This is a genomic window from Bradyrhizobium diversitatis (assembly GCF_016031635.1).
Taxonomy (GTDB): domain Bacteria; phylum Pseudomonadota; class Alphaproteobacteria; order Rhizobiales; family Xanthobacteraceae; genus Bradyrhizobium; species Bradyrhizobium diversitatis.
In genome coordinates this window covers 1-23879 of sequence record NZ_JACEGD010000043.1, presented here as the reverse complement: position 1 = coordinate 23879, position 23879 = coordinate 1, and the positions used below count along the sequence as shown (strand labels likewise).

25 protein-coding genes, 1 tRNA gene and 1 pseudogene are annotated in these 23879 nt (G+C 65.1%); 13 read left to right on the top strand and 14 right to left on the bottom strand.

The features are described 5' to 3' along the window. Window positions 1–38 precede the first annotated feature (38 nt). From H1B27_RS33785 to H1B27_RS33770, 4 genes are all read right to left on the bottom strand, one after another. Entirely contained in the window at window positions 39–860 is an 822-nt protein-coding gene (locus H1B27_RS33785) for an ABC transporter permease (protein ID WP_197969012.1), read from the bottom strand. Further along, entirely contained in the window at window positions 853–1626 is a 774-nt protein-coding gene (locus H1B27_RS33780) for an ABC transporter ATP-binding protein (RefSeq protein WP_197969011.1), read from the bottom strand. Before H1B27_RS33780 ends, H1B27_RS33785 begins: the two co-directional genes overlap by 8 nt. A gap of 127 nt (window positions 1627–1753) precedes the next feature. After that, window positions 1754–2758, bottom strand: a complete 1005-nt coding sequence (locus H1B27_RS33775) for an ABC transporter substrate-binding protein (protein WP_197969010.1) — start codon at window positions 2756–2758, stop codon at window positions 1754–1756. 34 nt (window positions 2759–2792) lie between these two features. After that, window positions 2793–4160: an FAD-dependent oxidoreductase gene (locus H1B27_RS33770; RefSeq protein ID WP_197969009.1), complete on the bottom strand. Its 1368-nt coding sequence runs from the start codon at window positions 4158–4160 to the stop codon at window positions 2793–2795. A 111-nt stretch (window positions 4161–4271) separates the two neighbouring features. Between H1B27_RS33770 and H1B27_RS33765 the strand changes: the two genes are divergently transcribed. From H1B27_RS33765 to ybiA, 3 genes are all read left to right on the top strand, one after another. Next, window positions 4272–5156: a LysR family transcriptional regulator gene (locus tag H1B27_RS33765; protein WP_197969008.1), complete on the top strand. Its 885-nt coding sequence runs from the start codon at window positions 4272–4274 to the stop codon at window positions 5154–5156. A gap of 189 nt (window positions 5157–5345) precedes the next feature. Next, window positions 5346–5609, top strand: a complete 264-nt coding sequence (locus tag H1B27_RS33760; RefSeq protein WP_131872531.1) for a hypothetical protein — start codon at window positions 5346–5348, stop codon at window positions 5607–5609. A gap of 30 nt (window positions 5610–5639) precedes the next feature. Then, window positions 5640–6203, top strand: a complete 564-nt coding sequence (gene ybiA / locus H1B27_RS33755) for a riboflavin biosynthesis intermediates N-glycosidase (protein ID WP_197969007.1) — start codon at window positions 5640–5642, stop codon at window positions 6201–6203. Here the strand turns inward: ybiA and H1B27_RS33750 are convergent. Further along, on the bottom strand, window positions 6200–6997 hold the full coding sequence (locus H1B27_RS33750; protein WP_061882567.1) for an enoyl-CoA hydratase-related protein: 798 nt from the start codon (window positions 6995–6997) through the stop codon (window positions 6200–6202). The genes ybiA and H1B27_RS33750 overlap by 4 nt on opposite strands. A gap of 150 nt (window positions 6998–7147) precedes the next feature. Here H1B27_RS33750 and H1B27_RS33745 point away from each other — a divergent pair, with 150 nt between their 5' ends. Next, window positions 7148–8122 carry a ketopantoate reductase family protein gene (locus H1B27_RS33745; RefSeq protein ID WP_197969006.1) on the top strand — a complete coding sequence of 325 codons (975 nt, stop codon included), beginning with the start codon at window positions 7148–7150 and terminating at the stop codon, window positions 8120–8122. Window positions 8123–8125: 3 nt separating this feature from the next. Here H1B27_RS33745 and H1B27_RS33740 read toward each other — a convergent pair whose 3' ends face one another. From H1B27_RS33740 to H1B27_RS33730, 3 genes are all read right to left on the bottom strand, one after another. Beyond that, on the bottom strand, window positions 8126–8800 hold the full coding sequence (locus H1B27_RS33740) for an alpha/beta hydrolase family protein (protein WP_246515873.1): 675 nt from the start codon (window positions 8798–8800) through the stop codon (window positions 8126–8128). A 107-nt stretch (window positions 8801–8907) separates the two neighbouring features. Further along, entirely contained in the window at window positions 8908–10464 is a 1557-nt protein-coding gene (locus H1B27_RS33735) for a long-chain-fatty-acid--CoA ligase (RefSeq protein WP_197969005.1), read from the bottom strand. Beyond that, window positions 10461–11198, bottom strand: a complete 738-nt coding sequence (locus H1B27_RS33730) for a TetR/AcrR family transcriptional regulator (protein WP_197969004.1) — start codon at window positions 11196–11198, stop codon at window positions 10461–10463. The genes H1B27_RS33735 and H1B27_RS33730 overlap by 4 nt, the downstream gene beginning before the upstream one ends. Window positions 11199–11285: 87 nt before the next feature. Here H1B27_RS33730 and H1B27_RS33725 point away from each other — a divergent pair. The 5 genes and pseudogenes from H1B27_RS33725 (at window position 11286) to H1B27_RS33705 (ending at window position 15125) form a co-directional block, all read left to right on the top strand. After that, window positions 11286–12249 (top strand): annotated as a pseudogene (locus tag H1B27_RS33725) (thiolase C-terminal domain-containing protein). Between the two features lie 7 nt (window positions 12250–12256). Next, complete coding sequence (locus H1B27_RS33720; RefSeq protein ID WP_197969003.1) at window positions 12257–12712, top strand: MaoC family dehydratase N-terminal domain-containing protein; 456 nt, start codon at window positions 12257–12259, stop codon at window positions 12710–12712. Continuing rightward, window positions 12709–13119, top strand: coding sequence for a MaoC family dehydratase (locus tag H1B27_RS33715; protein ID WP_061882572.1), 411 nt, complete (start codon window positions 12709–12711; stop codon window positions 13117–13119). Before H1B27_RS33720 ends, H1B27_RS33715 begins: the two co-directional genes overlap by 4 nt. A 19-nt stretch (window positions 13120–13138) precedes the next feature. Beyond that, window positions 13139–13966: an SDR family NAD(P)-dependent oxidoreductase gene (locus H1B27_RS33710; RefSeq protein WP_197969002.1), complete on the top strand. Its 828-nt coding sequence runs from the start codon at window positions 13139–13141 to the stop codon at window positions 13964–13966. Window positions 13967–13979: 13 nt separating this feature from the next. Beyond that, window positions 13980–15125, top strand: coding sequence for an acyl-CoA dehydrogenase family protein (locus H1B27_RS33705; RefSeq protein ID WP_197969001.1), 1146 nt, complete (start codon window positions 13980–13982; stop codon window positions 15123–15125). A gap of 146 nt (window positions 15126–15271) precedes the next feature. On the opposite strand, the gene H1B27_RS33700 is transcribed toward H1B27_RS33705, so the two are convergent. Further along, window positions 15272–16252, bottom strand: coding sequence for a helix-turn-helix domain-containing protein (locus H1B27_RS33700; protein WP_197969000.1), 981 nt, complete (start codon window positions 16250–16252; stop codon window positions 15272–15274). Between the two features lie 139 nt (window positions 16253–16391). On the opposite strand from H1B27_RS33700, the gene H1B27_RS33695 reads away from it, so the two are divergent. Beyond that, window positions 16392–17117 (top strand): alpha/beta hydrolase, encoded by a 726-nt coding sequence (locus tag H1B27_RS33695; protein ID WP_197968999.1) that lies wholly within the window; start codon window positions 16392–16394, stop codon window positions 17115–17117. 35 nt (window positions 17118–17152) lie between these two features. Here H1B27_RS33695 and H1B27_RS33690 read toward each other — a convergent pair whose 3' ends face one another. From H1B27_RS33690 to H1B27_RS33680, 3 genes are all read right to left on the bottom strand, one after another. Beyond that, window positions 17153–18292: an amidohydrolase/deacetylase family metallohydrolase gene (locus H1B27_RS33690; RefSeq protein ID WP_197968998.1), complete on the bottom strand. Its 1140-nt coding sequence runs from the start codon at window positions 18290–18292 to the stop codon at window positions 17153–17155. 152 nt (window positions 18293–18444) lie between these two features. Then, window positions 18445–19905, bottom strand: coding sequence for a catalase (locus tag H1B27_RS33685; protein WP_197968997.1), 1461 nt, complete (start codon window positions 19903–19905; stop codon window positions 18445–18447). Between the two features lie 68 nt (window positions 19906–19973). Further along, window positions 19974–20615, bottom strand: a complete 642-nt coding sequence (locus tag H1B27_RS33680) for an HD domain-containing protein (RefSeq protein WP_197968996.1) — start codon at window positions 20613–20615, stop codon at window positions 19974–19976. A gap of 105 nt (window positions 20616–20720) precedes the next feature. Here H1B27_RS33680 and H1B27_RS33675 point away from each other — a divergent pair, with 105 nt between their 5' ends. After that, window positions 20721–21704 (top strand): GlxA family transcriptional regulator, encoded by a 984-nt coding sequence (locus tag H1B27_RS33675; RefSeq protein ID WP_197968995.1) that lies wholly within the window; start codon window positions 20721–20723, stop codon window positions 21702–21704. 26 nt (window positions 21705–21730) lie between these two features. On the opposite strand, the gene H1B27_RS33670 is transcribed toward H1B27_RS33675, so the two are convergent. After that, window positions 21731–21807 (bottom strand) — tRNA-Arg (locus H1B27_RS33670). Between the two features lie 142 nt (window positions 21808–21949). Here H1B27_RS33670 and H1B27_RS33665 point away from each other — a divergent pair. Together H1B27_RS33665 and H1B27_RS33660 are read left to right on the top strand one after the other, a co-directional pair. Further along, entirely contained in the window at window positions 21950–22303 is a 354-nt protein-coding gene (locus tag H1B27_RS33665) for a VOC family protein (protein ID WP_061882580.1), read from the top strand. 106 nt (window positions 22304–22409) lie between these two features. Continuing rightward, window positions 22410–22703: a GYD domain-containing protein gene (locus tag H1B27_RS33660; protein WP_197968994.1), complete on the top strand. Its 294-nt coding sequence runs from the start codon at window positions 22410–22412 to the stop codon at window positions 22701–22703. Between the two features lie 69 nt (window positions 22704–22772). Here H1B27_RS33660 and H1B27_RS33655 read toward each other — a convergent pair whose 3' ends face one another. Then, complete coding sequence (locus H1B27_RS33655; RefSeq protein ID WP_311977465.1) at window positions 22773–23621, bottom strand: tripartite tricarboxylate transporter substrate-binding protein; 849 nt, start codon at window positions 23619–23621, stop codon at window positions 22773–22775. Window positions 23622–23879: the final 258 nt, after the last annotated feature.

Genomic DNA, 23879 nt, shown 5'->3' with positions numbered 1-23879 from the left:
GCGCTTGCGCTTGCCCGGGACGACGGTTGTGACGGTAGCTATCGCCAGTGCAACAGCCGCGTCTCCAGCCAGCCGATCACCTTGCCGACTGCGAGCCCGAACACCGACAGGATCACCACGCCCGCGAGCAGCTGATCGGTCTGCATCAGATTTCCGGCCTGCAGCACGAAGGCGCCGATGCCGTATTGCGCGCCGATCATCTCGGCGCTGACGACGAGCAGCAGCGCCACGGAGGCGGTGATGCGGAAGCCGGCGAGGATCGCGGGCAGCGCGCCCGGCCAGATCACCTTGCGCACGATGGTGGCAAATGGAACGTTGAAGCTCTGCGCCATGCGGATGAGGTTGCGCGGTACCGCATCGACGCCGCTATAGACCGAGATCGCAGTCGAGAAGAAGACGCCGAGCGCAATGGTCGCGATCTTCGGCTCTTCGCCGATGCCGAGCCAGAGGATCAACAGCGGCAACAGCGCGATCTTGGGAATCGGGAACAGCGCCGAGATGAAGGTGATGCCGACGCTACGCGCCAGCCGCGACAGGCCGATGGCAAAGCCGACGGCGACACCGGCCGCGGTGCCGAGCAGCCAGCCGACGCCGATGCGCAGCAGCGAGGCCGAGACGTGCTGCCAGAGCGCGCCCGACACCGCGAGTTGGTAGATCGCGCGGGCGATGGCGGAAGGCGGCGGCAGAAACAACGGATTGACGAGGCCGTCGCTGCCCGCGACCTGCCAGATCGCGATGACGAGGGCGAGCGCGATCCAACCGCCGTGGCGGCTCGAGTCCGGCACGAAGCCCGCGCCGCGGAAGCGGACGCGGCGCGTCGCAGTGTCCTTCGCAATCTCCGCCGGCGCGCGGTCAAGCATGCTGGACCTCGCGCTCGGCATCGATCGCCTCGTTGCGGATCAGCGACCAGATCTGGTTCTGAAGCGCGAGCAGCCGTTCACGCGCAGCAATTTCGCCGCGGGCCGCGCGCGTCATCGGCACGGTTACGACCTCGCGGATGCGTCCCGGCCGCCGCGACAGCACCACGATGCGGTCGGCAAGCCGTGCGGCTTCCTCGAGATTGTGGGTGACGTAGACCGCGCCCATGCCGCCATCGGCGAGCAGGCGGACAAAGTCTTCCATGAGGAGCTCGCGGGTCTGCGAATCCAGCGCCGAGAGCGGCTCGTCCATCAGCAGGATCGCAGGTCTCACCGCAAGCGCGCGTGAGATGCCGACGCGCTGGCGCATGCCGCCGGAGAGCTGCTTTGGATAGGTGGTGCGGAAATCGGTCAGGCCGGTGCGGCGCAGCGCGTCCTCGACCAGCGCACGGCGTTGCGCAGCGCCAAGCTGGGCATGCAGCAGCGGGAATTCGACGTTCTCCTCCACCGTGGCCCAGGGCAGCAGCGCAAAATCCTGGAACACGAAGGTCAGCGGATTGAGACTGTCCGCCGGCGGCGCCCCGCGCAGCTCCGCCGCGCCGGAGGTCGGCAGCAAGAGGCCGCCCAGGATCGACAGCAGCGTGCTCTTGCCGCATCCCGATGGCCCCACGATCGCCACCACCTCGCCGGCGCTGACGGTGAAGGAGACGTCGTCGAGCACGGCGAGATCGCCGAAGCGATGGGAGATGTGGTTGGCAATCAGGTCCATGAGCTGCGTCCTCTCACTCTATCTCCGTCATCCTGAGGTGCTCGACTTGCGGCGCGCCGCAAGTCGAGCCGATGCACTGCGCTGCTCGCACCTCAGGATGACGGGGAGAGAGACGTGCTCGCATCGATCAATCCGCCCTCACATAGTCCTTGGCGATGATCGCATTCACGTCAAAACCCTTGTCGGCAAAGCCCTGCTCCTGGAGCCATTTGATCTGGTTGTCGACATTCTTGACGTCCAGCTTGCCGTCGGGATCGACATAGGCGCAATTGCCGACCACCTGCTCGACCGGCAAATTGGTGTACTTGGCGATGATCTCCAGCAGCGGCTTTGTCTGCTCGTTGATCGGGGCGACACCGTCCTTCATCGCGGCAAGGATGACATAGTGATATTCGCGATCGGCCTTGGCGAGCGCGCCGAGCAGCTTCGTCACCAGCGTCTTGCTGGCCAGCGTCTTCGGCGAGGCGAACACCGCCCCCAGCTGCCACGGCGTCTCGTCGCCGACCCAGCCCAGGAACTTCGCGCCGCCCTCGTCCATCAGCTTTCGCGCCGTGGAGATCGGAAGCAGCGCGGCGTCGACAGTCTCGCCCTTCAGCGCAGCCGCCGCATTCGACAGCGATTGCAGCGGAACGATCTTCACCTCAGAGAGCTTGAAGCCGTATTTATCGGCGAGCAGGCCGAGCGAATAGTGAAAGCTCGATCCGACCTGGGTTACCGCCACGCGCTTGCCGGCGAGGTCCTTCGGCGTCTTCAGCCCGGCGGCATAGGCGTTGTTGCTGGCGAAATAGCCGATCAGGGGATAGCCGGGCTTCTCACGGCTCATGCCGCCGATCACCTTCAGCACGCCCTTGCCGGCGAGATTGTAGAGGCCCGCGGTGAAGGCGGTGACGCCGAAATCGACATCGCCCGAGGTCGTCGCTACCGCGATCGGCTGCGCCGCGTCGAAGAATTTCAGCTCGACCTCCAGGCCGGCGTCGCGGAAATAGCCCTTGTCCTGCGCGATGAAAACGGGCGCGGAGGAGGACAGGCGGAGCACGCCGATCCTGGCCTTCAGCACATCCTCGGCCCGCGCCGTGCCCATCGCCATGATCGCCACCAGGCCCGCTATCGCGAGCCGCGCCATCCCGATCATTCAATTTCCTCCGCCGCCGCTGTCCTGCAGTCCGCTACAGCCCTTCGGAGACGGCCTGGTCCCGCCCGATGAAGGCGCCCTGTTGCTTCAACGTTTCCTGCAGCTTTTCAATGGGGATGTCACGCGGGATTCGGTTTCCGGAGAGCGCCAGCGCGGCGGCGGAACCGGCAGCCTCGCCCATCACGAAACAGGCACCGGAGACACGCGCCGCCGACTGGCCTTCATGTGTCATCGAGGCACAACGGCCGGCGACCAGGAGATTGTCGACGCCCTGGGGCACCAGCATCCGGTAGGGCAGCTCATTGTAGCCGCGCGATTCCGGAATTGGCGGAAATGTGAAGACGACGTCGCCGGGAACATGGGCCTCGATCGGCCAGCCGTTAACGCCAATCGAATCCTCGAACGAGGCGCAGCCGAGCACGTCCTCGCCGCTGAGCTGATAACCGCCCTCGATGCGGCGGGTCTCGCGGATGCCGAGCTGCGGCGGCAGGTCGACGATGTAGGATTTTTCAAAGCCCGGTACGGTGCTGCGCAGGAATTCGAACGCGGCGAGCGCCTGCTTGCGGCCCTCGATCTCACCGCGGGTGAGATCGTCGGGCTCGATGCCGTTGATGGCGTGGCCGTCCTCGCGCGCAACCTGCGTAAAGTTCACGCGCCATTCGATGCCGGATTTTTGCGGCCGCACGATGGCGCTCTTGCGCGGGAATGTGTGCGTGCCGGCCGCGAGCGCCTTCTCCATCAGTTGCGGGATGGTCCGCCAGGCCTCGCCCGCCTTCCCGGGATCGATGCCGTTGAGGCGGAGCATCATCGAGGGATAGAGCGGATGCCCCTGCTCGTCGCCGATCTCGAACGGCGCGCCGGCCCACACGGCGAGATCGCCATCGCCCGAGCAGTCGATGAAGATTTCTGATCGCACCGCCTGCCGGCCGCCCTTGGTCTCCACCAGCAGAGCGTCAACGCGGCGGTCATCGCCCATCACGACGCCGGCACCGAGCGCATGAAAGAGGATGTGCACCTTGTGACTGGCGAGAAGCTGGTCAGCGGCGATCTTGTACGCGGCGGTGTCATAGGCCTGCGCGAAGACCTTGCCGAGGATCAGATGCGGCGTGTTGAGGCCGTTCAGCCGATCAATCCGCGCCAACAGATCCGACGCCATGCCCTGCACCAGCCGCCGGTGCTCGCCATGGACATTGCCATGCAGGCCGCAGAAATTGGTGACGCCGGCCGCGGTGCCCATGCCGCCGAGGAAGCCGTAACGCTCGATCAGCAGCGTCTTCCGTCCCGCGCGCGCCGCTGACGCTGCCGCCACGATGCCGGCCGGTCCGCCGCCGAGCACGACAACTTCGTATTCGCCATAGAGCGGCACTTGTCGTGCCGGCTCTTCGATCATCGTGGCCCGCATGGCGCGTCCGCTCCCGAAATCTCTTGCTTGAGGGCGACTATGAATTAACGCGCAGCAAGCTACAATCTACCAAAATACGCGATCAGCTTTCGCGAATCGAGAAAGGTGGATATGGACATCCTGGTGAACCTTCAGGCCTTCCTCGCCACCGCGGATGCGGCCGGCTTCTCCGCCGCTGCACGAAAGCTCAATGTTTCGACCTCGGTCGTCGCCAAGCGCGTCACGCAACTGGAGGCCCGAATCGGCACGCCGCTGTTTCATCGTTCGACGCGGCAATTGCGGCTCACCGAAGCCGGGCAGCGCTATGTGCATCGCGCGCGTGGCGTCGTGGCCGACGCCACCGACCTGCTCTCGCGCATGGGCGAGAAGGGCCACGACCTCGTCGATCACCTGCGCATCAAGGCGCCGACCTCGTTGACCGTGGCGCGCCTCGCCGATGCCTTCAGCGCCTTCCAGACCCAGAACCCGCGGCTAAAACTCGAGATCGTGCTGATCGATCGTCCGGTCGATCCTGTGGCCGAAGGTTTTGACATCGCCATCGGCGCCTTCCCGCATTCCTTCGGCGGCGTCATCGACGAGCCATTGTGCCCGCTGAAGCGGCTGCTCTGCGCCTCGCCGGCTTACCTGAAGAAGCACGGCACACCAAAACATCCGCGCGACCTCGTCGAGCATCGCTGCCTCAGTTTCATGCCGACCGGCCCCGAATGGGTCTTCGACGGACCGCGCGGCCGCATCAGCGTCCAGGTCAGCCCGCTGCTGTCGTCCAACGAGGGCCATGTATTGGCGCGCAGCGCCATCGCTGGCAACGGGATCGCGCTGCTCTCGCATTATCTCGTCGCGGACTCATTACGCGACGGCACGCTCAAGCCGGTGCTGCGCGACTTTCCGATTCCCGAATTGTGGGTGAAGGCCGCGATTCCCGAGCGGCGGCGCAATGCCGCCGCGGTGCAGGCGCTGCTCACCCTCCTGAAAACGTTACTGGCGCGGTCGCTGTAGGCTGCGTCGCGAAGGTGTCACAAGATGGCGGTTGCTCTCGCAGAATGGACCTGAGAGAAGGTACACCATGTAGGCGGAGGCCGTAGCCCGCATGAGCGAAGCGATATGCGGGACCGCCCGCTGCATTCCCGGATGTCGCTTCGCTCATCCGGGCTACATGTGCCGCGCTCATCTCAACGAACGGATTCGATGCTCTTGAAACATGCCCTGCCCGCCGTCGTCGTCCTCGCGCTCTCAACCACACCCGCCGCAGCCCTCGAGCAGAACTGCCGCTTCATCCAGGCCAAGCCTGATCGCGAGGCCTGCTACAAGCGTCAGGAGGAAGAGCTGGCTACAAAGCGCAAACCTGCACCTGCGGCGGACGAGAGCAAGACACTCGAAACGATGCGCCAGCTGCGGCAGGATGACGACGCAGTCTACCGCAGCATCAACAACATCTGCCGCGGCTGCTGAGCGTACCATGATGATGGAAGGAGAGGATGAATGGAAATCGACGGGTTGGACGCACTGAAGAGTGCCGTCAGCTCTGGATGGGTTGCGGAGTTTCTTTTCTTCTGGGGACACACGCCCAAGGATCACAGGGTCGACAAGCACGTGCTCAGCCAGTGGTGGCCAGCGACGTTCATCATTGATGGCCAGGCCTATGCAACGGCCGAACACTACATGATGGCGCAGAAAGCCGAACTCTTTGGGGATCGAGACACCCTCGACGCCATCCTTGCTGCACCTGCTCCATCGCAGGCGAAAAAGCTCGGTCGATTGGTGAAAAACTACGACGATGAGCGCTGGATCGCTCATCGCTTCGATGTGGCAGTGCGCGGGAATCTGGCGAAGTTCGGCCAAAATCCCGAACTCAGAGACTGGCTGCTCGCGACCGGCGAGACCGTCCTTGTGGAAGCCAGTCCCGTCGACAGCATTTGGGGAATTGGTCTTGCCGCCGACGACAAGCGAGCCGGAGACCCGCATGCTTGGCCCGGGCTCAATCTGCTGGGTTTTGCGCTCATGAAAGCTCGTCAGTCGCTTCAGACGAAAGAGCGGGCGGCCTAGCCGCCGTTCCAATTCGCCGCGCGCTTCTCCGCGAACGATGCCAGCCCCTCCGCCGCCTCCGCACTCTGGCGCTTGAGCGAGTGCAGTTGCACGAGCCGGGTGTAAGCGGCATCGTCCACCGCCATGCCGCCGAACGAGCTCTCCAGCGCGAGCTTCTTGGTCTCGGCCATCGCCTCGGGCCCGTTGGCGAGCAGTTGCTCGACCACCTTGCTGCCTGCGGCCTCGAGATCGGCGAGCGGCACCACCTCGTGGACGAGGCCGATGCGACGGGCGTCCTCGGCACCGAAGCGCTCGCCGGTCAGCGCGTAGCGGCGCACCTGCCGGACGCCGATGGCGTCGCAGAGCTGCGGGATGATGATCGCCGCGGTCAGGCCCCAGCGCACTTCGGTGATCGAGAACAGGGCGTTGTCCGCGGCGATCACGACATCGCAGGCCGCGATCACGCCGGTGCCGCCGCCAAAGCAGCCGCCCTGCACCAACGCGACGGTCGGGATCGGCAGCGTGTTGAGCCGTTGCACCGCCTCGAAGGTGGCCCGCGACGCCGCTTCGTTCGCTTCAGCCGATTGCGGCCGCACGCCGTTGATCCATTTGAGGTCGGCGCCGGCCTGGAAATGCCTGCCGTTGCCCCTGAGCACGACGACGCGCAACGCCGGCTTTCTGCCGAGATCGTCCATGGCCGCGAGCACGCCCGCGATCAGCGCGCCGTCATAGGCGTTGTTGACCTCCGGCCGGTTCAACGTGACGGTCGCGACCCCACGCTCATCGAGGGCCCATAGCACGGGGTTTGCAGTCATCGGCGGTCCCTCCGGTCGTTTGTTTGCCCCGCACTATGGCCGAGGCCGCGTCGCTTGATCCATAGCTTTCCGGCGTGGGGCGGCCGCGCCCATCGCATGGCGGCTTGTGTCATGCTGGCGCCGGGGCGGCATCAAGGGACAGGACTCATCATGCGCATCTGCATTTTCGGCGCGGGCGCCGTCGGCAGCCACATTGCGGTCCGGCTGGCGCGCGCCGGCCACGAGGTCTCGTGCGTCATGCGGGGGGCGCATCTGGAGGCGGCTCGCGCAGGCGGGCTCAAGCTGCGCGTCGGCGATTCCGAGGTCGGCGCCAGGGTGAACGCATCCGGCGATCCGGCCCAGCTCGGCCCGCAGGATGTCGTGATCTCGACGCTGAAGGCCACCGCGCTTCCGGGGCTGGTCGGCAGCATCAAGCCGTTGCTCCAGGACGACACCGCGATCGTGTTCGCGCAGAACGGCATTCCCTGGTGGTATGGCATCGGCCTGCCGCCGCGGCACCCGACGCCGCCGGACATTTCCTTCCTCGATCCCGGCGGACGCTTGCGCGCCTGCATCCCGAAAGAGCGGATCATCGGCGGCGTGATCTTCTCCTCGAACGAAGTGACCGCGCCGGGTGTGGTGCAGAACCTGACGCCGGACCGCAATCGCGTCTTGATCGGCGAATGCGACGATCGCAATTGCGAGCGCATCACGAGGCTCCGCAACGTCCTCAACGATGCCAGGCTGGAATCGCCGCCGGTGGCCGAGATCCGCGAAGCGATCTGGTCAAAGCTGCTGACCAACATGTCGCTCTCGGTGCTGTGCCTGCTCACCGGCCAGACCGCGCGCGGCGTGCGCGACGACCCCGCCTTCGCGGAGGTGATTCCGCGCATGCTCAACGAGGCCAACGAGATCGCCCAGCACTTCATTCCCGAGGTCAAGCGCGTGACCCGCAGCGGCCCCGCCCCCAACCACAAGCCGTCGCTGCTCCAGGACTACGAGCTTGGCCGCGCCATGGAGATCGACGTACTGGTAAGGGCGCCCCAAGCCTTCGCGCGCACCGCCGGCCTGTCGACGCCGACGCTCGACCTGATCGCCGCGCTGGCGATTCAGAAGGCGCGCGACAAGGGGCTTTATGCGGCGTGAAGCTCAGGCGAGCTCGTCGATCCAGGCCGCAAGCACGTCCAGCACTTCCGTCAGCGCTTCGTCGTTGCTGCGGCCCGACTTTCTCAGGACCGCGAAGGAGTGATCGCCGCCTGCGATTTCATGCAGCGTTGCCCTCGCGCCGAGCCTCTCGATCACGGGCTTGAGGTGACCGAGATCGGCAAGGCCATCGCGCGTGCCTTGCAGGAACAGCATGGGGATTACGATGCCGGCGAGATGCTCGGCGCGCTCGCTCGACGGTTTCTTGTCGGCATGCAGGGGGAAGCCGAGGAAGGCGAGCCCTTTGACATCAGGCAATGCAGCCTTGGACTGCGCCTGCGAGGTCATGCGCCCGCCGAACGACTTTCCGCCGGCGACGAGCTTTAGCCCGGGGCACAGTCGCGCCGCCTCCTCGACCGCCGCGCGGATGGCGGCGTGCGCGACCGCGGGCTGGTCCGGGCGCCCCTGCTTCTTTTCCATGTACGGGAAATTGAAGCGGAAGGTCGCGATGCCGCGGCTCGCGAGACCTTCTGCGACCTTCTCCATGAAGGAGTGCCGCATATCGGCGCCCGCACCGTGCGCCAGCACGTAACAGGCGCGGGCACGGCCCGGCTGAGTCAGGATCGCCGAGACCGTACCGATGCGCTCGATGTCGAACTTGAGCTCTCGCCTCTGGATCAAGATTGGATGTTCCCGATGAGTCCTGCAAGAGATACTCGCGCGACCGCGATCTGGAAACATCAATCTTCACGCGTCCTCGACGCGCATGCCGTAACGCGCGGAAGCCGTCAGCTGACCCGCCGTTCCCTCCCCTCCCAGAACGGCCGGCGCAGCTCGCGCTTCAGCACCTTGCCCGCGCCCGACAGCGGCAGCGGTGTCTCCGTGATCTCGATACTGCGGGGACATTTGTAGCCGGCAATCAACGTCTTCGTGAACTCGATGAGCTCGCCGGCCGAAACTTCCACGCCGCTGCGTCTGACCACGACGGCATGGACCTGCTCTCCCCATTGCTCATTGGGAATCCCGATGACGGCGCATTGCAGCACCGACGGATGCTGCGCCAGCGCGTTCTCGACGTCGACCGAGTACACATTCTCGCCGCCCGAGATGATCATGTCCTTCACGCGGTCGACGACATAGATGAACCCGTCCTCGTCCATGTAGCCGCCATCGCCCGTGTGCATCCAGCCATCGACGACGGCACGCGCGGTCTCCTCCGGCCGCTCCCAATAGCCCATCATCACGGTGTCGCCGCGCACCACGATCTCGCCGACGGCCCCTGCCGGCACCGGCCGGTCGTTCTCGTCGACGATCCGGACCTCGCAACCGAGCGTGGCACGGCCGGCACCGCGATGACGTCCCTTTCGGCGCCCCTCCCCGACATGCTCACCGGCGTGCAGCAGCGTCGCGATCGGCGACAATTCGGTCATGCCATAAGCCTGGGTGAAACGCACATGCGGCAGTGCGCGCGCGGCACGGTCGAGCACCGCCTCGCTGATCGGCGAGGCCCCGTAGATGATGTGCTTGAGCGAAGACAGATCGTAGTTGCCGATCGCGGGGTGATCGACGAACATCTGGATCATCGTGGGCACCAGCAGCACGTCGGTCACGCGCTCGTTTTGCATCGCGGCCATCACCCCTTCAGGGGTGAAGCCCTGAACGATCACGTTTGAGCCGCCGGAGAGCAGCAGCGAATACATCGCCGCACCGTTGGCGAGGTGAAACATCGGCGCAGCATGCAGATAGGTCGTGCTCACCGGAAACAGTCCTTCGCCGAGAGCATTGAGCGCGTTGGCCATCAGGTTCTGGTGGCTGAGCATCACGCCCTTGGAACGCCCGGTGGTGCCGCCGGTGTAGAAGATGCCGGCGAGATCCTCGCCCTTGCGCATAGCATCGGCGACCGGAGCGTTGCCCGCGACCAGATCCTCATAGCTTTCCATTCCGGCCGGCACCTCGCCGTCGTCGGCATAGACCAGCTTCAGCCCCGGAATGGCGCCGGCGAGCTGCGCGCCGACCTGCGCAAAGGCCTTGTCGACCAGCAGCACGGAGGCACGGCAGTCGCGCAGCGCATCTTCGTTTTCGAGGGCGCTCCAGCGGATGTTGAGCGGCACGATCACGCCGCCGGCCCAGCCGGTCGCCAGATAAAGCTCGAGATAGCGGTCCGAGTTGAAGGACAGCACGGCGACGCGATCGCCATCCTTGACACCGCGCATGCGCAGGCCGCCGGCCAGCCTGGCAACGCGTTCGCCGAGCTCGCCCCAGCTGCGCCGCCGCTGGCCATAGACGGTGGCGAGCCCGTTCGGGTTGATCTGCAGCGCGCGCCGCAGCCCGTGCGTGATGTTCATCGCGTTCCTCCTCCTGTGCGCTTCTTCCCTGTCGTGGCGCGACCTGAGTTGCGCCGTTGCGGCGCTCTCGGCGTCTTCTTTGTCATCTGCTGCCGGCCCTCGGTCGCCAGGCCTTCCGTCAGCCGAACCGTGAACTCGTCGGCGATTTCGCTCGGCGACAGTCCGCCGTCACGGCGATACCAATGGCCGATCCAGTTGAGCGCGCCCGCGATCGCGAACGCTGCAAGCTTGGGATCGCAAGGCCTGATCGAGCCGTCGTCGATGCCCCCGGAGATATACTTCCGGAACGTGGTATCGATGCGCTTCTTGGCGGCGCGCGCGACACCAGCGTTCCGCTCGGTCAGGTCGCGCAGATCGAAACGCACCAGGCTCGCGCCGAAATCGGTCGCCATCAGCCCGGCATAGGCGTGCACCAGCTTGCGCAGCTTGGCGAGGCCCGAACCACCGCCGGCGTTGATCTCAGTGATGACGCTGTCGACGAGCTCGGCGCCCATCGACCAGCATTCGAACAGGATCTCGTCCTTGCCCCGGAAGTAATTATAGAGCGCGGGCTTGGTGATGTTCAGCCGCTCGGCGACCTCGTTCAGCGTCACGCGATGATAGCCCTGCTCCAGGAACAGCTGCACGGCGGCGCGCAGCACCGCCTCGCGCTTCTCGTCCCGGGCGCGGCGGCGGCTCTCGAACGGCAGCCAGGGCGACGGCGATGAGGGCGGAGCGGGCGGCGCTGAATCCATGCTCGGTCGGTTGACTCTCGTGGGCATCGACCGATATGTTACCCACGGGTAAGAAAAAGTCCAATGGGTAATTTTCTGGAGGAAGCCATGTCTGAGGTGATCGTCGCAGGGGTCGGCATGATCCCCTTCGCCAAGCCGGGCGCCAGCGCGCCCTATCACGAGATGGGGACGGAGGCGGTCAAGCTGGCGCTCGCCGATGCCGGCCTCGGTTACGACAAGGTGCAGCAGGCCTATGCTGGCTACGTCTACGGCGATTCCACCTGCGGGCAGCGCGCGCTCTACCCTGTCGGGATGACCGGCATCCCGATCGTCAACGTCAACAACAACTGCTCGACCGGTTCGACCGCACTGTTCATGGCGCGGCAAATGATCGCGAGCGGCGCACTGGACTGCGTGCTGGCGGTCGGCTTCGAGCAGATGAAGCCGGGCGCGCTCGGCAGCGTCTATACCGATCGCCCGAGCGCGTTCGAGGAGTTCGACGCGGCTGCGGACCAGCTGATCGACGCTCCCGGTATTCCGTTGGCGCTACGCTATTTCGGCGGCGCCGGGCTCAGCCACATGAAGAAATACGGCACGCCGCTCGACGCCTTCGCCAAGGTGCGCGCCAAGGCGAGCCGCCATGCCAGGAACAATCCACTCGCACTCTTCCGCAAGGAAGTCAGCGCGGAGGACGTGATGAACGACCAGGTGATCTGGCCGGGCGTGATGACGCGCCTGATGGCGTGCCCGCCGACCTGCGGCGGCGCTGCCGCCGTGCTGGTGTCCGAGCGGTTTGCGGACCAGCATGGCATCGGCAAGCAAGTGCGTATCGCGCAAGTTCATCAATGACGGCGACAACACCTATGGCGGCCGGATCGTGACCAATCCGTCCGGCGGATTGCTGTCGAAGGGACATCCGCTCGGCGCCACCGGGCTTGCGCAGTGCTACGAGCTGACGCGGCAGCTGCGCGGCACGGCCGGTTCCACGCAGGTCGAGGGTGCCAAGGTCGCGCTCCAGCACAATCTGGGCCTCGGCGGCGCCTGCGTCGTCACGCTCTACAAGCGGCACTGATATCCGCATGGTCGATCAGTCCGCCGTAGGGCGCAGCTTCACGCCCGTCACCGCGCGCGTGGAGCCGGGTCGTCTTCGCTACTTCCTGAATACGCTGGGTGAACAGAATCCGGTCTACCGCAACGCAGATGCTGCGCGCGCGGCCGGATTTGCCGGCATGCCGGTGCCGCCGACCTATTTGTTCTGCCTGGAGATGATGGACGTCGACGACCCCTTCGAGATGTTCAGCGCGCTCGGCATCGATCTCGCCCGCGTGCTGCATGGCGAGCAGAGCTTCGTCTATCACGCGCCGGTTCTGGTCGGCGACACCCTGACGTTCCGGCCACGCGTGGCCAGCGTGACGGAGAAGAAGGGCGGCGCAATGACGCTGATCGGCATCCGGTGCGAGGTGACCAACCAGGACGGCGTGCACGTCGCCGATACCGCGCGCACCATCGTCGTCCGCAACGAGGTGGCGTCATGACGGCGTCCGGAGACATCAAGCCTGGCGACCGCATCGTCCAAAAGGTCTTTCCGCCGATCACCCGCCACACCCTCGCGCTCTATTGCGGCGCATCGGGCGATCACAATCCGATCCACGTCGATATCGACTTTGCCAAGGCGGCCGGATTTCCTGACGTGTTCGCCCACGGCATGCTGGTCATGGCCTATCTCGGACAGGCGCTCACGGACGCGGTGCCGCCGCCGAAGCTCCGCAGCTTTGCGACCCGCTTCGTCTCGATAACTCAGCTCGGCGCCAGGCTGACTTGCGAAGGCACCGTGACCGAGCTCTTCGCCGAAGCCGGCGAGCGGCGCGCAAGGCTCGCGCTCACCACCAGGGACGAACGCGGCGAGGTCAAGCTCGACGGCAGCGCCGTCATCGCGCTGTAACAGAATCCAGGGAGACCACATGGCAAAGCTACAAGGAAAGGTCGCGCTCGTCACCGGCTCGGGCCGCGGTATCGGACGTGCGATCGCACTCAAGCTCGCGCGCGAAGGCGCCAGGGTCGTCGTCAACGACCTCGATGCCGAACCGGGCAACGCCGTGGTGGCGGAGATCAAGGCGCTCGGTGGCGCCGCCGCCGCCGTGAACGGCAGCGTCGCGGAGGCGGGTTTCGCCGACCGCTTCGTCGGCGCCGCGCTGGACAAGTTCGGCGGGCTCGACATCATCGTCAACAATGCCGGCTACACTTGGGACTCCACCATCCAGAAAATGACGGACGAGCAGTTCCAGGCCATGCTCGACGTCCATCTGGTGGCCCCGTTCCGCATCCTGCGTGCGGCCGCCGAGCCGATCCGCGTCTTTGCCAGGAAGGAAGCCGAGGAAGGGCGCGAGGTGTTCCGCAAGGTCGTGAACATCTCCTCGATCGCGGGCCTCTACGGCAACGCCGGACAGGCGAGCTATTCGTCGGCCAAGGCCTCGCTGATCGGGCTGACCCGGACCATGTGCAAGGAGTGGGGCCGCTACAAGGTCAACGTCAATTGCGTTGCCTTCGGTCTCATCAACACCCGTCTGACCCAGCCGATCGAGGCGCAGCAGAAGACCATCGACGTCGCCGGCCGCGACATCAAGGTGGGTGTGCAGCCGCACATGCTGGAGGCCATGTCGCGCATGATCCCGCTCGGCCGCGGTGGCACGCCGGAAGAGGCAGCCGACGCCGTCTATCTGTTCTGCAGCCCGGAATCCAATTATATCAGCGGCCAGGTGGTCGTCGCCGGCGGCGGCCTGATTGTCTGAGAGCGAGGCGCTGATGCAATACCGATCGTCGTGGATGACCGAAGAGCTGGACACCTTCCGCGACCAGTTCCGGAAATATCTCGCCAAGGACCTGGCGCCGCATGCCGAGAAATGGCGCGAGCAGAAGATGGTCGACCGCTTCGCCTGGCGCGGGCTCGGTGAGATGGGCGCGCTGCTGGCGAGCGTGCCGGAGGAATATGGCGGCCTGGGTGCCACCTTCGCCTATGACGCGGCCGTACTGGACGATCTCGAAAGCACGGTGCCGGAACTGACCACCGGCGTCTCCGTGCACAGCGCCATCGTCGCGCATTACATCCTCAACTACGGCTCGGAGGAGCAGAAGAAGCGCTGGCTGCCGAAGATGGCCTCCGGCGAGATGGTCGGCGCCATCGCCATGACCGAGCCCGGTACCGGCTCGGACCTGCAGGCCGTGAAGACCACGGCGAAGAAGCAGGGCAATTCCTACGTCATCAACGGCCAGAAGACGTTCATCACCAACGGCCAGGCCGCCGACCTCGTCATCGTAGTCACGCGCACCGGCGACGCCGGTGCCAAGGGCATCTCGCTGATCGTGGTCGAGACCGCGGGCGCGGACGGCTACAAGCGCGGGCGCAACCTCGACAAGATCGGCCTGCATGCGTCCGATACGTCGGAGCTGTTTTTCGACAACGTGACCGTTCCGCCGGACAACCTGCTCGGCAAGGAGGAAGGCCAGGGCTTCGTCCAGCTGATGCAGCAATTGCCGCAGGAACGGCTCGCGCTCGCGGTCGGCGCCGTCGCCTCGATGGAGCGGGCAGTCAAGCTCACGACGGAGTACACCAAGGAGCGGAAGGCGTTCGGCAAGCCACTGATGGATTTCCAGAACACCGCCTTCACGCTGGCCGAGCGCAAGACCGAGGCGATGATCGCGCGCGTCTTCGTCGACTGGTGCATCGAGCGCCTGATCGCCGGGGATCTCGACACCGTCACGGCGTCGATGGCGAAATACTGGTGCTCGGAGAAGCAGGTCGAGACCGCCGACGAATGCCTGCAGCTGTTCGGCGGCTACGGCTACATGCAGGAATACCCGATCTCGCGCATCTTCATCGACTCCCGCATCCAGAAGATCTATGGCGGCACCAACGAGATCATGAAGCTCTTGATCGCGAGATCGCTGTAATCAGATTGCTGTCGGGGAGAGGCACGCACGCTTGCACGGCAATCCCAACCCGTCGTCCCGGACAAGCGAAGCGGAGCGCCGATCCGGGACGACGAGCGGAGATCGGGGCTGCGGCGTTGCCATGAGCGGCCCGCACGCGAACTTCCTCACCGCGCGCGCCAGTCGCGCGGCCGGCAGCCGAAGCGCTGCTTGAAGCGTCGGGTGAAGTGGGAGAGGTCCGAGAAGCCCCAGTCGAACGCGATGGCGCCGATCGCACGATCCGCCATCGCGGGATCCCCGAGATCCCTGGCCGCGCCGTCGAGCCGGTGGTCAATGACGTAGTCGGTGAAGCTGGAGCCTGATCGCGCCAGCAGCTTGTGGACGTAGCGTTCGCTGATGCCGACGGCCTCGGCGACATCGGCAACCGCAAGGCCGGGCTCGCGGAGCCGCCGGCGGATGGCGCGCTTCAGCGCCAGCGTGGTTGCATCGGCAAGACTCTCGGACTCCGCAGCGCCTGCCCGGCTGCGCCGCGACAGGCTCACGGCGACCAGCTCGATCAGAACCCGGAACAGCCGCACGCCCTCGTCTTCGGTCATGCGCAGCGCGCTCTCGCTGAGCGTGCGCGCGGTCTCGACGATGAGATGGCCGACGAAGGGATCGTCGGAGACGCGCGCTGCTCCGACGTCGAAGGAGGCCGGCAAGCGCTCGCGCAAGGCTTCTGCCGGCACCCAGAACGAGGCAACGCGCAACTGTGGTCCGCGGTCGTGCAGAAGCGCGAACTGCCGATCGCTGTCGAAGATGCCGACCTGTCCCGACGAAAGGCTGATCTCGCGATCCCCTTGCTGGATGCGACAGCGGCCCGCCAGCTTCAGGTTGAGGTAGAAGCAGCTGCGGTCGGATGCCGCGATGTCGGCCGCAGAGCGCCGCACCACGTGTTCGGGAAAGCTGACGCGATTGATCGCGGCATCGCCGAGGCGGATGTGCTCGACGCTGGCCGGAAAGCCGGCTGCGGCCGCCGGCTCCGGCGTCAGATTCATGAAGGCCTGGCAGATCGCCTCGCGATAATAGGCGAATTGCTCGGTTGGCCGCACACCCGCAGTATTCCAGGCGGATTGGCGTGACGGAATGGCGCGCTCGATCTGCTGCATCGGTTCACTCCGAGACCAATCCGGTTCACTCCCAGCCAAGCAACGAATTCGTGACCGGTCCAGATTTGCCGCGCGGCCACGCTGCCCAGCCAAGGCCATTATGCGCCGATCTAATCACACCCTCGGGAGGAGTCACAACATGTCGACCTATGTTCTCGTCCATGGCGCCTGGCACACCGGTGCCGAGTTCGAGCCCGTCGCCGCACCGATCCGTGCGGCCGGCCATCAGGTTCACACCCCCACCATCAAGGGCAACCGCCCGGGCGATGCCAAGACGACCGGGCTGAAGGAGGCGATCCAGTCGATCGCCGACTATCTCGCCGAAAACAATCTCAAGGACGTCATCCTGCTCGGCCATTCCTATGGCGGCATGATCATCACGGGCGTCGCCGATCTCGCGCCCGAGCGCATCCGCCGCCTGGTCTACTGGAATGCCTTCGTGCCCAACAACGGCGAATGCCTCAACGACATGGTGCCGCCGCACTATATCGGGCTGTTCGACGCAATCGCGGCCGAACGCGGCGACGGCTCGGTGGTCTTGCCGTTCCCGATCTGGCGCGAGGCGTTCATCAACGATGCCGATCTGGAGATGGCACAGCGCGCCTACGACGTCCTCAACCCGCATCCGCTCGCGACGTTCACCGACAAGATCGCGCTCAAGGCCAATCCGGCCGAGATGCCGCTGGCCAAATCCTACATCAACTGCACCGAGGACGTCGCGATGCCGCACAGCCATCCCTGGCATCCGCGGCTGTCGGAAAAGCTCGGCCTGTTCCGCCTGGTGCAGGTGCCGGGAAGCCATGAGCTGTGCTTCTCCGATCCGGCACGGCTCGCCAAGGCGATCATGGAAGCGGGACGCGACTGACAGCGCGCCCTGATGCACCTCTCGATCCCTGGCGCTCAATTCGGATGCCACCAGCGGCCGCCGATGACGACGCCCTCGGAGACGATCTTGCGGTCACCGATCAGGTGCTCGCCGACGACGTCCTCGTAGTCGAACTGACCTTGCTTCACCGTAACAAGCGTGGCGTCGCCGACGCTGCCCGGCTTGAGGCTGCCGAGCTCGGGGCGGCGCAGCGCCATCGCCGCGTTCACCGTCGAGGCCGCGATCACATCCGGCAGCTCCATGCCCATGCACAGGAATTTCGACATGGTCGTGACCTGGTCATAGGCCGGGCCGTCGATGCAGAGCTGATGGATGTCGGAGGAGATGGTGTCGGGATAGAAGCCGTTGGCGAGCATCGCGCGCGCGGTCTTGAAGGCGAACGAGCCCTTGCCGTGGCCGATGTCGAACAGCACGCCGCGCTCGCGCGCATCCAGCACCGCCTTCTTCACCGTGCCCTGCGCGGTCGCGGGCGTGTTGGGGAAGGGACGGAACGCGTGGGTCAGCACGTCGCCGGGGCGCAGGCGGGCGAGCACGTCCTCATAGCTCGGCGGCGGGTGGTCGATATGCGCCATCAGGGGCATGCCGACCTCGTTGGCAACCTCCAGCGCGATGTCGAGCGGCACGGCCCCTGAGGTGCCCGAGGAGTGCAAGCCGACGCGCACCTTGATGCCGACGATGAGATCGCGGTTGGCATCGGCCACCCTGGCCGCCTCGATCGGATTCATCAGCCGCAGCTCCTCGCTCTCGCCGACCATGATCCGGTGCGAGAAGCCGAAGATGCCGGCATGCGAGACGTGCAGATAAGCGAGAATGCGGACCTGGCTCGGCTCGATCACGTGCTTGCGGAAGCCGGCGAAATTGCCGGGCCCGGCGCTGCCGGTATCGACCGCCGTGGTGACGCCGGAGAGACGGCAGAATTCCTCGGCATCGATGCCGAGCGAGGTGCCGCCCCAATAGACATGGGTGTGCAGATCGATCAGCCCCGGCGTCACGATGAACTGAGAAACGTCGCGCACCTGCGTGGCAGGATCGGCCTTGAGCCCACTGCCGATCGCAGCGACCTTGCCGCCGGCAAAGGCGACATCGGTCACGGCATCGAGCTTCTGGGACGGGTCGATCACCCGCCCCCCGCGCAGGATCAAGTCGAAAGGCATCGTGGTCTCCGGGATGTGGCTAAGGGGCGGCCGACTGGTCAGCCGAGAGGAAGGAATCCCCACACCTCTAGCAATTTTTGCGCCGAAGTCCCTTGGCAAATCGAGACGAGACCCATGACAAATCAGCAACCCCGGGGATGCTGTCGATGCACCTATTCAGAGCGAACCGTGGCAAGACGCATCAACGCTTTGCGGACGCCGGCGCCATAGGCCGGATCGGCTTTCGTGCAATTCGCGATGTGGCGCTCCTGGATGTGGATGGCTGCACCGCCGACGGCACGTGCCGTATTGTCGAACAGGACCTGCCGCTGCGCCGCGTTCATCTTGCGGAACAAGTCTCCGGGCTGCTGATAGTGGTCGTCGTCGACCCGATGATCCCAGTGGGCGGCGGCGCCGTCGATCTCCAGCGGAGGCTCGTTGAGATCGGGCTGATCGGTCCACTCGCCGTGACTGTTGGGGAAATAGGTCGGCGTTCTCCCCAGATTGCCGTCCGTCCGCATTGCGCCGTCGCGGTGGTAACTGTGATACGGACATTTCGGGGCATTGACTGGAATCAGGTGATGGTTGACGCCGAGGCGATAGCGCGCCGCGTCTCCATAGGAGAACAGACGAGCCTGCAGCATCTTGTCGGGCGAGAAGCCGATGCCGGGAACGACATGGGCCGGCGAGAAGGACGCCTGCTCGACCTCGGCGAAGACGTTTTCCGGATTCCGGTTCAACTCGAAATATCCGACCTCGATCAACGGAAAATCCGCCTTGGGCCAGACCTTGGTCAGATCGAACGGGTTGAACGGAAACGCTTTGGCTTCGTCATCCGTCATGACCTGCACGAACATGGTCCAGCGCGGAAAATCGCCACGTTCTATGCTCCCGAACAGGTCGCGTTGATGAGACTCGCGGTCCTTGCCGACGAGCGCCTCGGCCTCGGCATCCGTCAGGTTCTCGATGCCCTGCTGCGTGCGGAAGTGAAACTTCACCCAGGTCCGCTCATTGGCAGCGTTGAGGAAACTGTAGGTATGGCTGCCGAACCCGTGCATGTGACGATAGCTCTTGGGAATGCCGCGCTCGCTCATGACGATGGTGACTTGATGCAGCGCCTCCGGCAGCAACGTCCAGAAATCCCAGTTGTTGTCGGCGCTGCGCATCCCCGTCCGCGGGTCGCGCTTGATTGCGTGATTGAGATCGGGGAAGCGCAAGGGATCGCGGAAGAAGAATACGGGGGTGTTGTTGCCCACCATGTCCCAGTTGCCTTCCTCGGTGTAGAATTTCAACGCAAAGCCACGGATGTCGCGCTCGGCGTCGGCCGCGCCGCGCTCGCCGGCGACGGTCGAGAACCGCGCGAACATCGGCGTCTGCTTGCCGACTTTCGAGAAGATCTTCGCCTTGGTGTAGCGGGTGATGTCATGGGTTACGGTGAAGCTGCCGAAGGCACCCGATCCCTTGGCATGCATCCGCCGCTCGGGGATCACTTCGCGGTCGAAATGAGCCAGCTTCTCGATCAGCCAGATGTCCTGGAGAAGAGCGGGGCCACGACGGCCCGCGGTCATGATGTTCAGGTTGTCGCTGACGGGAGCGCCGGTCGCGTGCGTGAGATGGGGTGGCTTGTCGCTCATGTGATGATTCCCGATCGGTGATTTGGAGAAAGAGGCGGTGGGGCCGCGCGGCAGCGCCGAGCGCCGGCTCAACCGTGCCAATGCGAGCCGCGGATGACGCTGCAGAAATTGCCGCGATGGAAATGCGGCTCCTTGTCGGCGATGACGTCGGCCTTGACGTTGCCGAAGGTGGTTTCCGGCCTGTGCTTGATGCCGTCGTAGAACGCCTGGATGATGTCCTCCTTGAAGTGCGGCGTTCGCGGAAACGCCTTCACCACCGCCTCGCGTTCGTCGTTGGAATAATCCTCGTAGCTGAGGCCGAGAACGTCCATCTCGACGCCGGCGGTCACCAGAGCGACGACGGGATGCATATACTGCGGCACGCCCGGCGTCGTGTGCAACGCGATCGCGGTCCAGACCGTGTAGGCGTCGGCTTCGGAGATGCCATGGCTGCGCAGGAAGTCACGAGCGGCGTGCGCGCCGTCCACTTCGAACCGTTCGTGCTTGCTGCCATGGCCCGGCATCAGGCCGATGTCGTGGAACATCGCACCTGCGTAGAGCAGCTCGCGGTCGAATTTCAGCCCGCGGCGAATGCCGGCCAGCGCGCCGAAATGATAGACGCGGCTGGAATGATTGAAGAGCAGGTCCGTCTCGGTGTCACGGATGTAGTCGGTGATGGCGCGCGCGAGCTTGCTGTCGGGAATGGCGGCGGCTTTGGCAATCTGCGGCATGAGGGTCTCCTGAAAATCTCTGGTCGCCCGCAAGCTAAATCCGCGCTATTCTGTCTTCAATTGACGTAATACGTCTAAAGCGGACAAATACCGACCGAGGCGGACATGAGCGGGAAGCCGAAACCGAGGACAGTTGTGATCGTAGCGTTGCCCGGGGTGCAGCTTCTCGACGTGGCGGGGCCGCTCGACGTTTTCGCCGAGGCCAACGTGCAGGCCGGCCATCAGGCCTATGTGCTTTTGGTGGCGGGGGCGGCGCCCGGCCCGATCCACAGCTCTTCAGGCGTGCGACTGATGCCGGACCGGATCATCGATCGCGGTTTCCAGGAGAGTATCGACACGTTGCTGATCGCGGGATGCCCGCACGCCGCCGACGTGCCGGCAGGCGGCGTGATGACCGATTGGCTCCGCCGGCGGGCGACCAGGACCCGGCGCTTCGGATCGGTTTGCAGCGGCGCCTTCTTCCTTGCAGCGGCGGGCCTCCTCGACGGCAGACGAGTCACGACACACTGGGCAGTCGCCGACCGACTTGCCGAAAAATACCCGTCAGTCACCGTGGACAGGGACGCGATCTACGTCACCGACGGCAAGCTTCGCACGGCTGCCGGCGTCACTGCGGGGCTCGATCTCGCGCTCGCTCTCGTCGAGGAGGATCTCGGGCGCGAGACGGCGATGAAGGTTGCGAGCCAGCTGGTCATGTTCTTCAAGCGCCCGGGCGGACAGATGCAGTTCAGCCGCAAGGGCGAGACCGTCCCCGCTGGCCGTGCCGCACTGCAGGAACTACAGCGCTGGGTTGCCGCCAATCCTGGACTGGACCACAGCGTCGCGAGCCTCGCGGCGCGCATGGACATCAGCCCGCGTCACTTTGCGCGGCTATTCCGTGCCGAAGTCGGAATCACCCCCGCAACCTGGGTCGAGGAGGCCCGCGTCAACGCCGCGAGACGCCTGCTGGAGCTTGGAAACGAAGCGCCCAAGCAGGTGGCCCTGCATTGCGGCTTTGCCGACGCGGACACGCTGCGCCGCGCATTCGCCCGCCATGTCGGCGTGACGCCAGCCGAATATCGCAAGCGCTTTGCGCGGATCCCCGCCTGATACGCGATACGAGGGAAAAATGAGAATGGCGATCCCGGGAAGACTCGAACTTCCGACCTACGGTTTAGGAAACCGTCGCTCTATCCGGCTGAGCTACGGGACCGCGGAACCCGGAGGAGCGGGTTCGGCCCCCTCATAGCAGAGCAAAATGCGGTTCGCCAGCCGTCAGGCGGGCCAAGCCATCGTCAACCTGAACAGGGCGGCTATACAATCGCCTCCAGGTCCCTCTCGGCGGAGCAGCCCACATGATCGAGAGCATCAGCGCCATCACGCTCGGCACCCATGACATGGCGTGCGCCGTGCACTTCTACCGCTCGCTCGGGTTCGAGCTTCTCTATGGCGGCGAGGCCGCGGCATTCACGAGCTTTCGCGCCGGCAGCGGCTATCTCAACCTGACGGCGCAGCCGGACGACAAGCGCTGGTCCTGGTGGGGCCGCGTCATCTTCCATGTCGCCGACGTGGACGCGACCTATCAGCAGGCGCGCGCTGCGGGATGGCAGCCGTCGACCACGCCCCGTGATGCCGAATGGGGTGAGCGCTACTTCCATCTCACCGACCCCGACGGCCATGAGCTCAGTTTCGCACGGCCGTTGTCCTGACCGAATAAGTCGCATCTGCTGACGTTCCAACGCGCAGCTAGCGCTGTCTCAGCCGCCGTGGCAAGCTCCGCGCGGTTTCCTCATGCTCTAACCAGGGAGGACGACCATGGTAACCTATGTTGTGCTGGGAAACTTCACGGATCAGGGAGCCCGCAACGTCAAGGACTCGCCGAAGCGGGCCGACGCCTTCAAGGAGATGGCCAAAACGTTCGGCGTGACTGTGAAAGAGATCGTCTGGACGCAGGGACGATATGACGTTGTGACCGTTCTCGAGGCTCCAGATGAGGCTGCCGCGATGTCGCTCAGCCTTAGTATCAGCGCACTCGGCAACGTCCGCACCGAAACGCTGCGCGCGTTTTCGGCAGCGGATATGACAAAGATCGTTGGCAGGATGCTCTGAGGCTCAGGCCCGCGCGAGCGCACCGGACCTGACATCGGACCCGGGATGGCAATCCCGGGCAGAGGCATCTCATGCTCTGATATTGTTGTCCTTCACCACCTTGCCCCAAGTGGCGACTTGCTTGTCGAAGAAGGTCTTGAAGGCCGCGCCGTCCTGGAGCAGCAGCGTCATGTGCTGGGTGTCCTTGAGCTGGGCAGCGGTCGCGGGCTCGCTCAGGATCTCCTTGGACGCCGCCGCGAAGGCCGCGACGACATCCGGCGGCGTGCCCGTGGGGACGAAGATGCCCCACCAGGCGAGCGTCTCGAAGTCGGGAAAGCCGGCCTCGATCGCGGTCTGAGTATCAGGCAGCGCCGGCAGCCGCTCGCGGCCGAGCTGCAGGATCGGACGCAGCATGTTGGTGCCGAGCTGGGCGGCGACCAGCGCGGCCGAGCCCGCGATGAGATCGACATGGCCGCCGAGCACGTCGTTCATCGCAGGGCCACCGCCGCGATAGGGCACGTGCATGATCTCGACCCCGGCCTTGCTGCCGAGCACGGTCATGGCGAGATGGCCGAGCGTGCCGATGCCGACCGAGGCATATTTCACCGCGCCCGGCGTCGCCTTGCAGGCCGCGACCACGTCGGCAAAACTCTTGTAGGGACGGCCGGCGCCCGCGGCAATCACGTAAGGCGCGGTGCCGATCAGCAGCACCGGCATCAGTTCGCGCTCGACATCGACCGGCGGCTTGTCGAGGATTGCCGGGATCACCGCATGGGAATCGAACGTGACCAGGAAGGTCGAGCCGTCCGCCGGGCTCTTGGCGACCTGCGCCGCGCCGAGCGCGCCGGCTGCGCCCGATTTATTCTCGACCACGACGATGCGGTTGAGCTTGGTCTGCAGAGTCGTCCGTGAAGAGCGGCTAAGCGATTGAGCTAGAATCGCATTTGTCTTTGTGGGCTGTTTTGCGATTGCAGGGTTTTGATGCTTGGGGCATCGGAACCTTGCAATTTCATTTTCAGGATTCCGTCGAATCGCCAGTCATGATTCCGTCGTCGCATCGGAGGTGGCGATGCGACCGAAGAAGCACAGGACGACGGAATCGGGCGATCTGTTCCGGGCCAGGCTGGACCAGATCATCAATATGAAGCACGAGCTGGTTCAGCTTGCCGGCAAGGTCGATTGGGACTGGATCGACGG

Excerpts from the sequence above, each read along its gene's own strand:
- H1B27_RS33785 (WP_197969012.1), bottom strand. The coding sequence starts at position 860 with ATGCTTGACCGCGCGCCGGCGGAGATTGCGAAGGACACTGCGACGCGC.
- H1B27_RS33780 (WP_197969011.1), bottom strand. The coding sequence starts at position 1,626 with ATGGACCTGATTGCCAACCACATCTCCCATCGCTTCGGCGATCTCGCC.
- H1B27_RS33775 (WP_197969010.1), bottom strand. The coding sequence starts at position 2,758 with ATGATCGGGATGGCGCGGCTCGCGATAGCGGGCCTGGTGGCGATCATG.
- H1B27_RS33770 (WP_197969009.1), bottom strand. The coding sequence starts at position 4,160 with ATGCGGGCCACGATGATCGAAGAGCCGGCACGACAAGTGCCGCTCTAT.
- H1B27_RS33765 (WP_197969008.1), top strand. The coding sequence starts at position 4,272 with ATGGACATCCTGGTGAACCTTCAGGCCTTCCTCGCCACCGCGGATGCG.
- H1B27_RS33760 (WP_131872531.1), top strand. The coding sequence starts at position 5,346 with ATGCTCTTGAAACATGCCCTGCCCGCCGTCGTCGTCCTCGCGCTCTCA.
- ybiA (WP_197969007.1), top strand. The coding sequence starts at position 5,640 with ATGGAAATCGACGGGTTGGACGCACTGAAGAGTGCCGTCAGCTCTGGA.
- H1B27_RS33750 (WP_061882567.1), bottom strand. The coding sequence starts at position 6,997 with ATGACTGCAAACCCCGTGCTATGGGCCCTCGATGAGCGTGGGGTCGCG.
- H1B27_RS33745 (WP_197969006.1), top strand. The coding sequence starts at position 7,148 with ATGCGCATCTGCATTTTCGGCGCGGGCGCCGTCGGCAGCCACATTGCG.
- H1B27_RS33735 (WP_197969005.1), bottom strand. The coding sequence starts at position 10,464 with ATGAACATCACGCACGGGCTGCGGCGCGCGCTGCAGATCAACCCGAAC.
- H1B27_RS33730 (WP_197969004.1), bottom strand. The coding sequence starts at position 11,198 with ATGGATTCAGCGCCGCCCGCTCCGCCCTCATCGCCGTCGCCCTGGCTG.
- H1B27_RS33720 (WP_197969003.1), top strand. The coding sequence starts at position 12,257 with ATGGTCGATCAGTCCGCCGTAGGGCGCAGCTTCACGCCCGTCACCGCG.
- H1B27_RS33715 (WP_061882572.1), top strand. The coding sequence starts at position 12,709 with ATGACGGCGTCCGGAGACATCAAGCCTGGCGACCGCATCGTCCAAAAG.
- H1B27_RS33710 (WP_197969002.1), top strand. The coding sequence starts at position 13,139 with ATGGCAAAGCTACAAGGAAAGGTCGCGCTCGTCACCGGCTCGGGCCGC.
- H1B27_RS33705 (WP_197969001.1), top strand. The coding sequence starts at position 13,980 with ATGCAATACCGATCGTCGTGGATGACCGAAGAGCTGGACACCTTCCGC.
- H1B27_RS33700 (WP_197969000.1), bottom strand. The coding sequence starts at position 16,252 with ATGCAGCAGATCGAGCGCGCCATTCCGTCACGCCAATCCGCCTGGAAT.
- H1B27_RS33695 (WP_197968999.1), top strand. The coding sequence starts at position 16,392 with ATGTCGACCTATGTTCTCGTCCATGGCGCCTGGCACACCGGTGCCGAG.
- H1B27_RS33690 (WP_197968998.1), bottom strand. The coding sequence starts at position 18,292 with ATGCCTTTCGACTTGATCCTGCGCGGGGGGCGGGTGATCGACCCGTCC.
- H1B27_RS33685 (WP_197968997.1), bottom strand. The coding sequence starts at position 19,905 with ATGAGCGACAAGCCACCCCATCTCACGCACGCGACCGGCGCTCCCGTC.
- H1B27_RS33680 (WP_197968996.1), bottom strand. The coding sequence starts at position 20,615 with ATGCCGCAGATTGCCAAAGCCGCCGCCATTCCCGACAGCAAGCTCGCG.
- H1B27_RS33675 (WP_197968995.1), top strand. The coding sequence starts at position 20,721 with ATGAGCGGGAAGCCGAAACCGAGGACAGTTGTGATCGTAGCGTTGCCC.
- H1B27_RS33665 (WP_061882580.1), top strand. The coding sequence starts at position 21,950 with ATGATCGAGAGCATCAGCGCCATCACGCTCGGCACCCATGACATGGCG.
- H1B27_RS33660 (WP_197968994.1), top strand. The coding sequence starts at position 22,410 with ATGGTAACCTATGTTGTGCTGGGAAACTTCACGGATCAGGGAGCCCGC.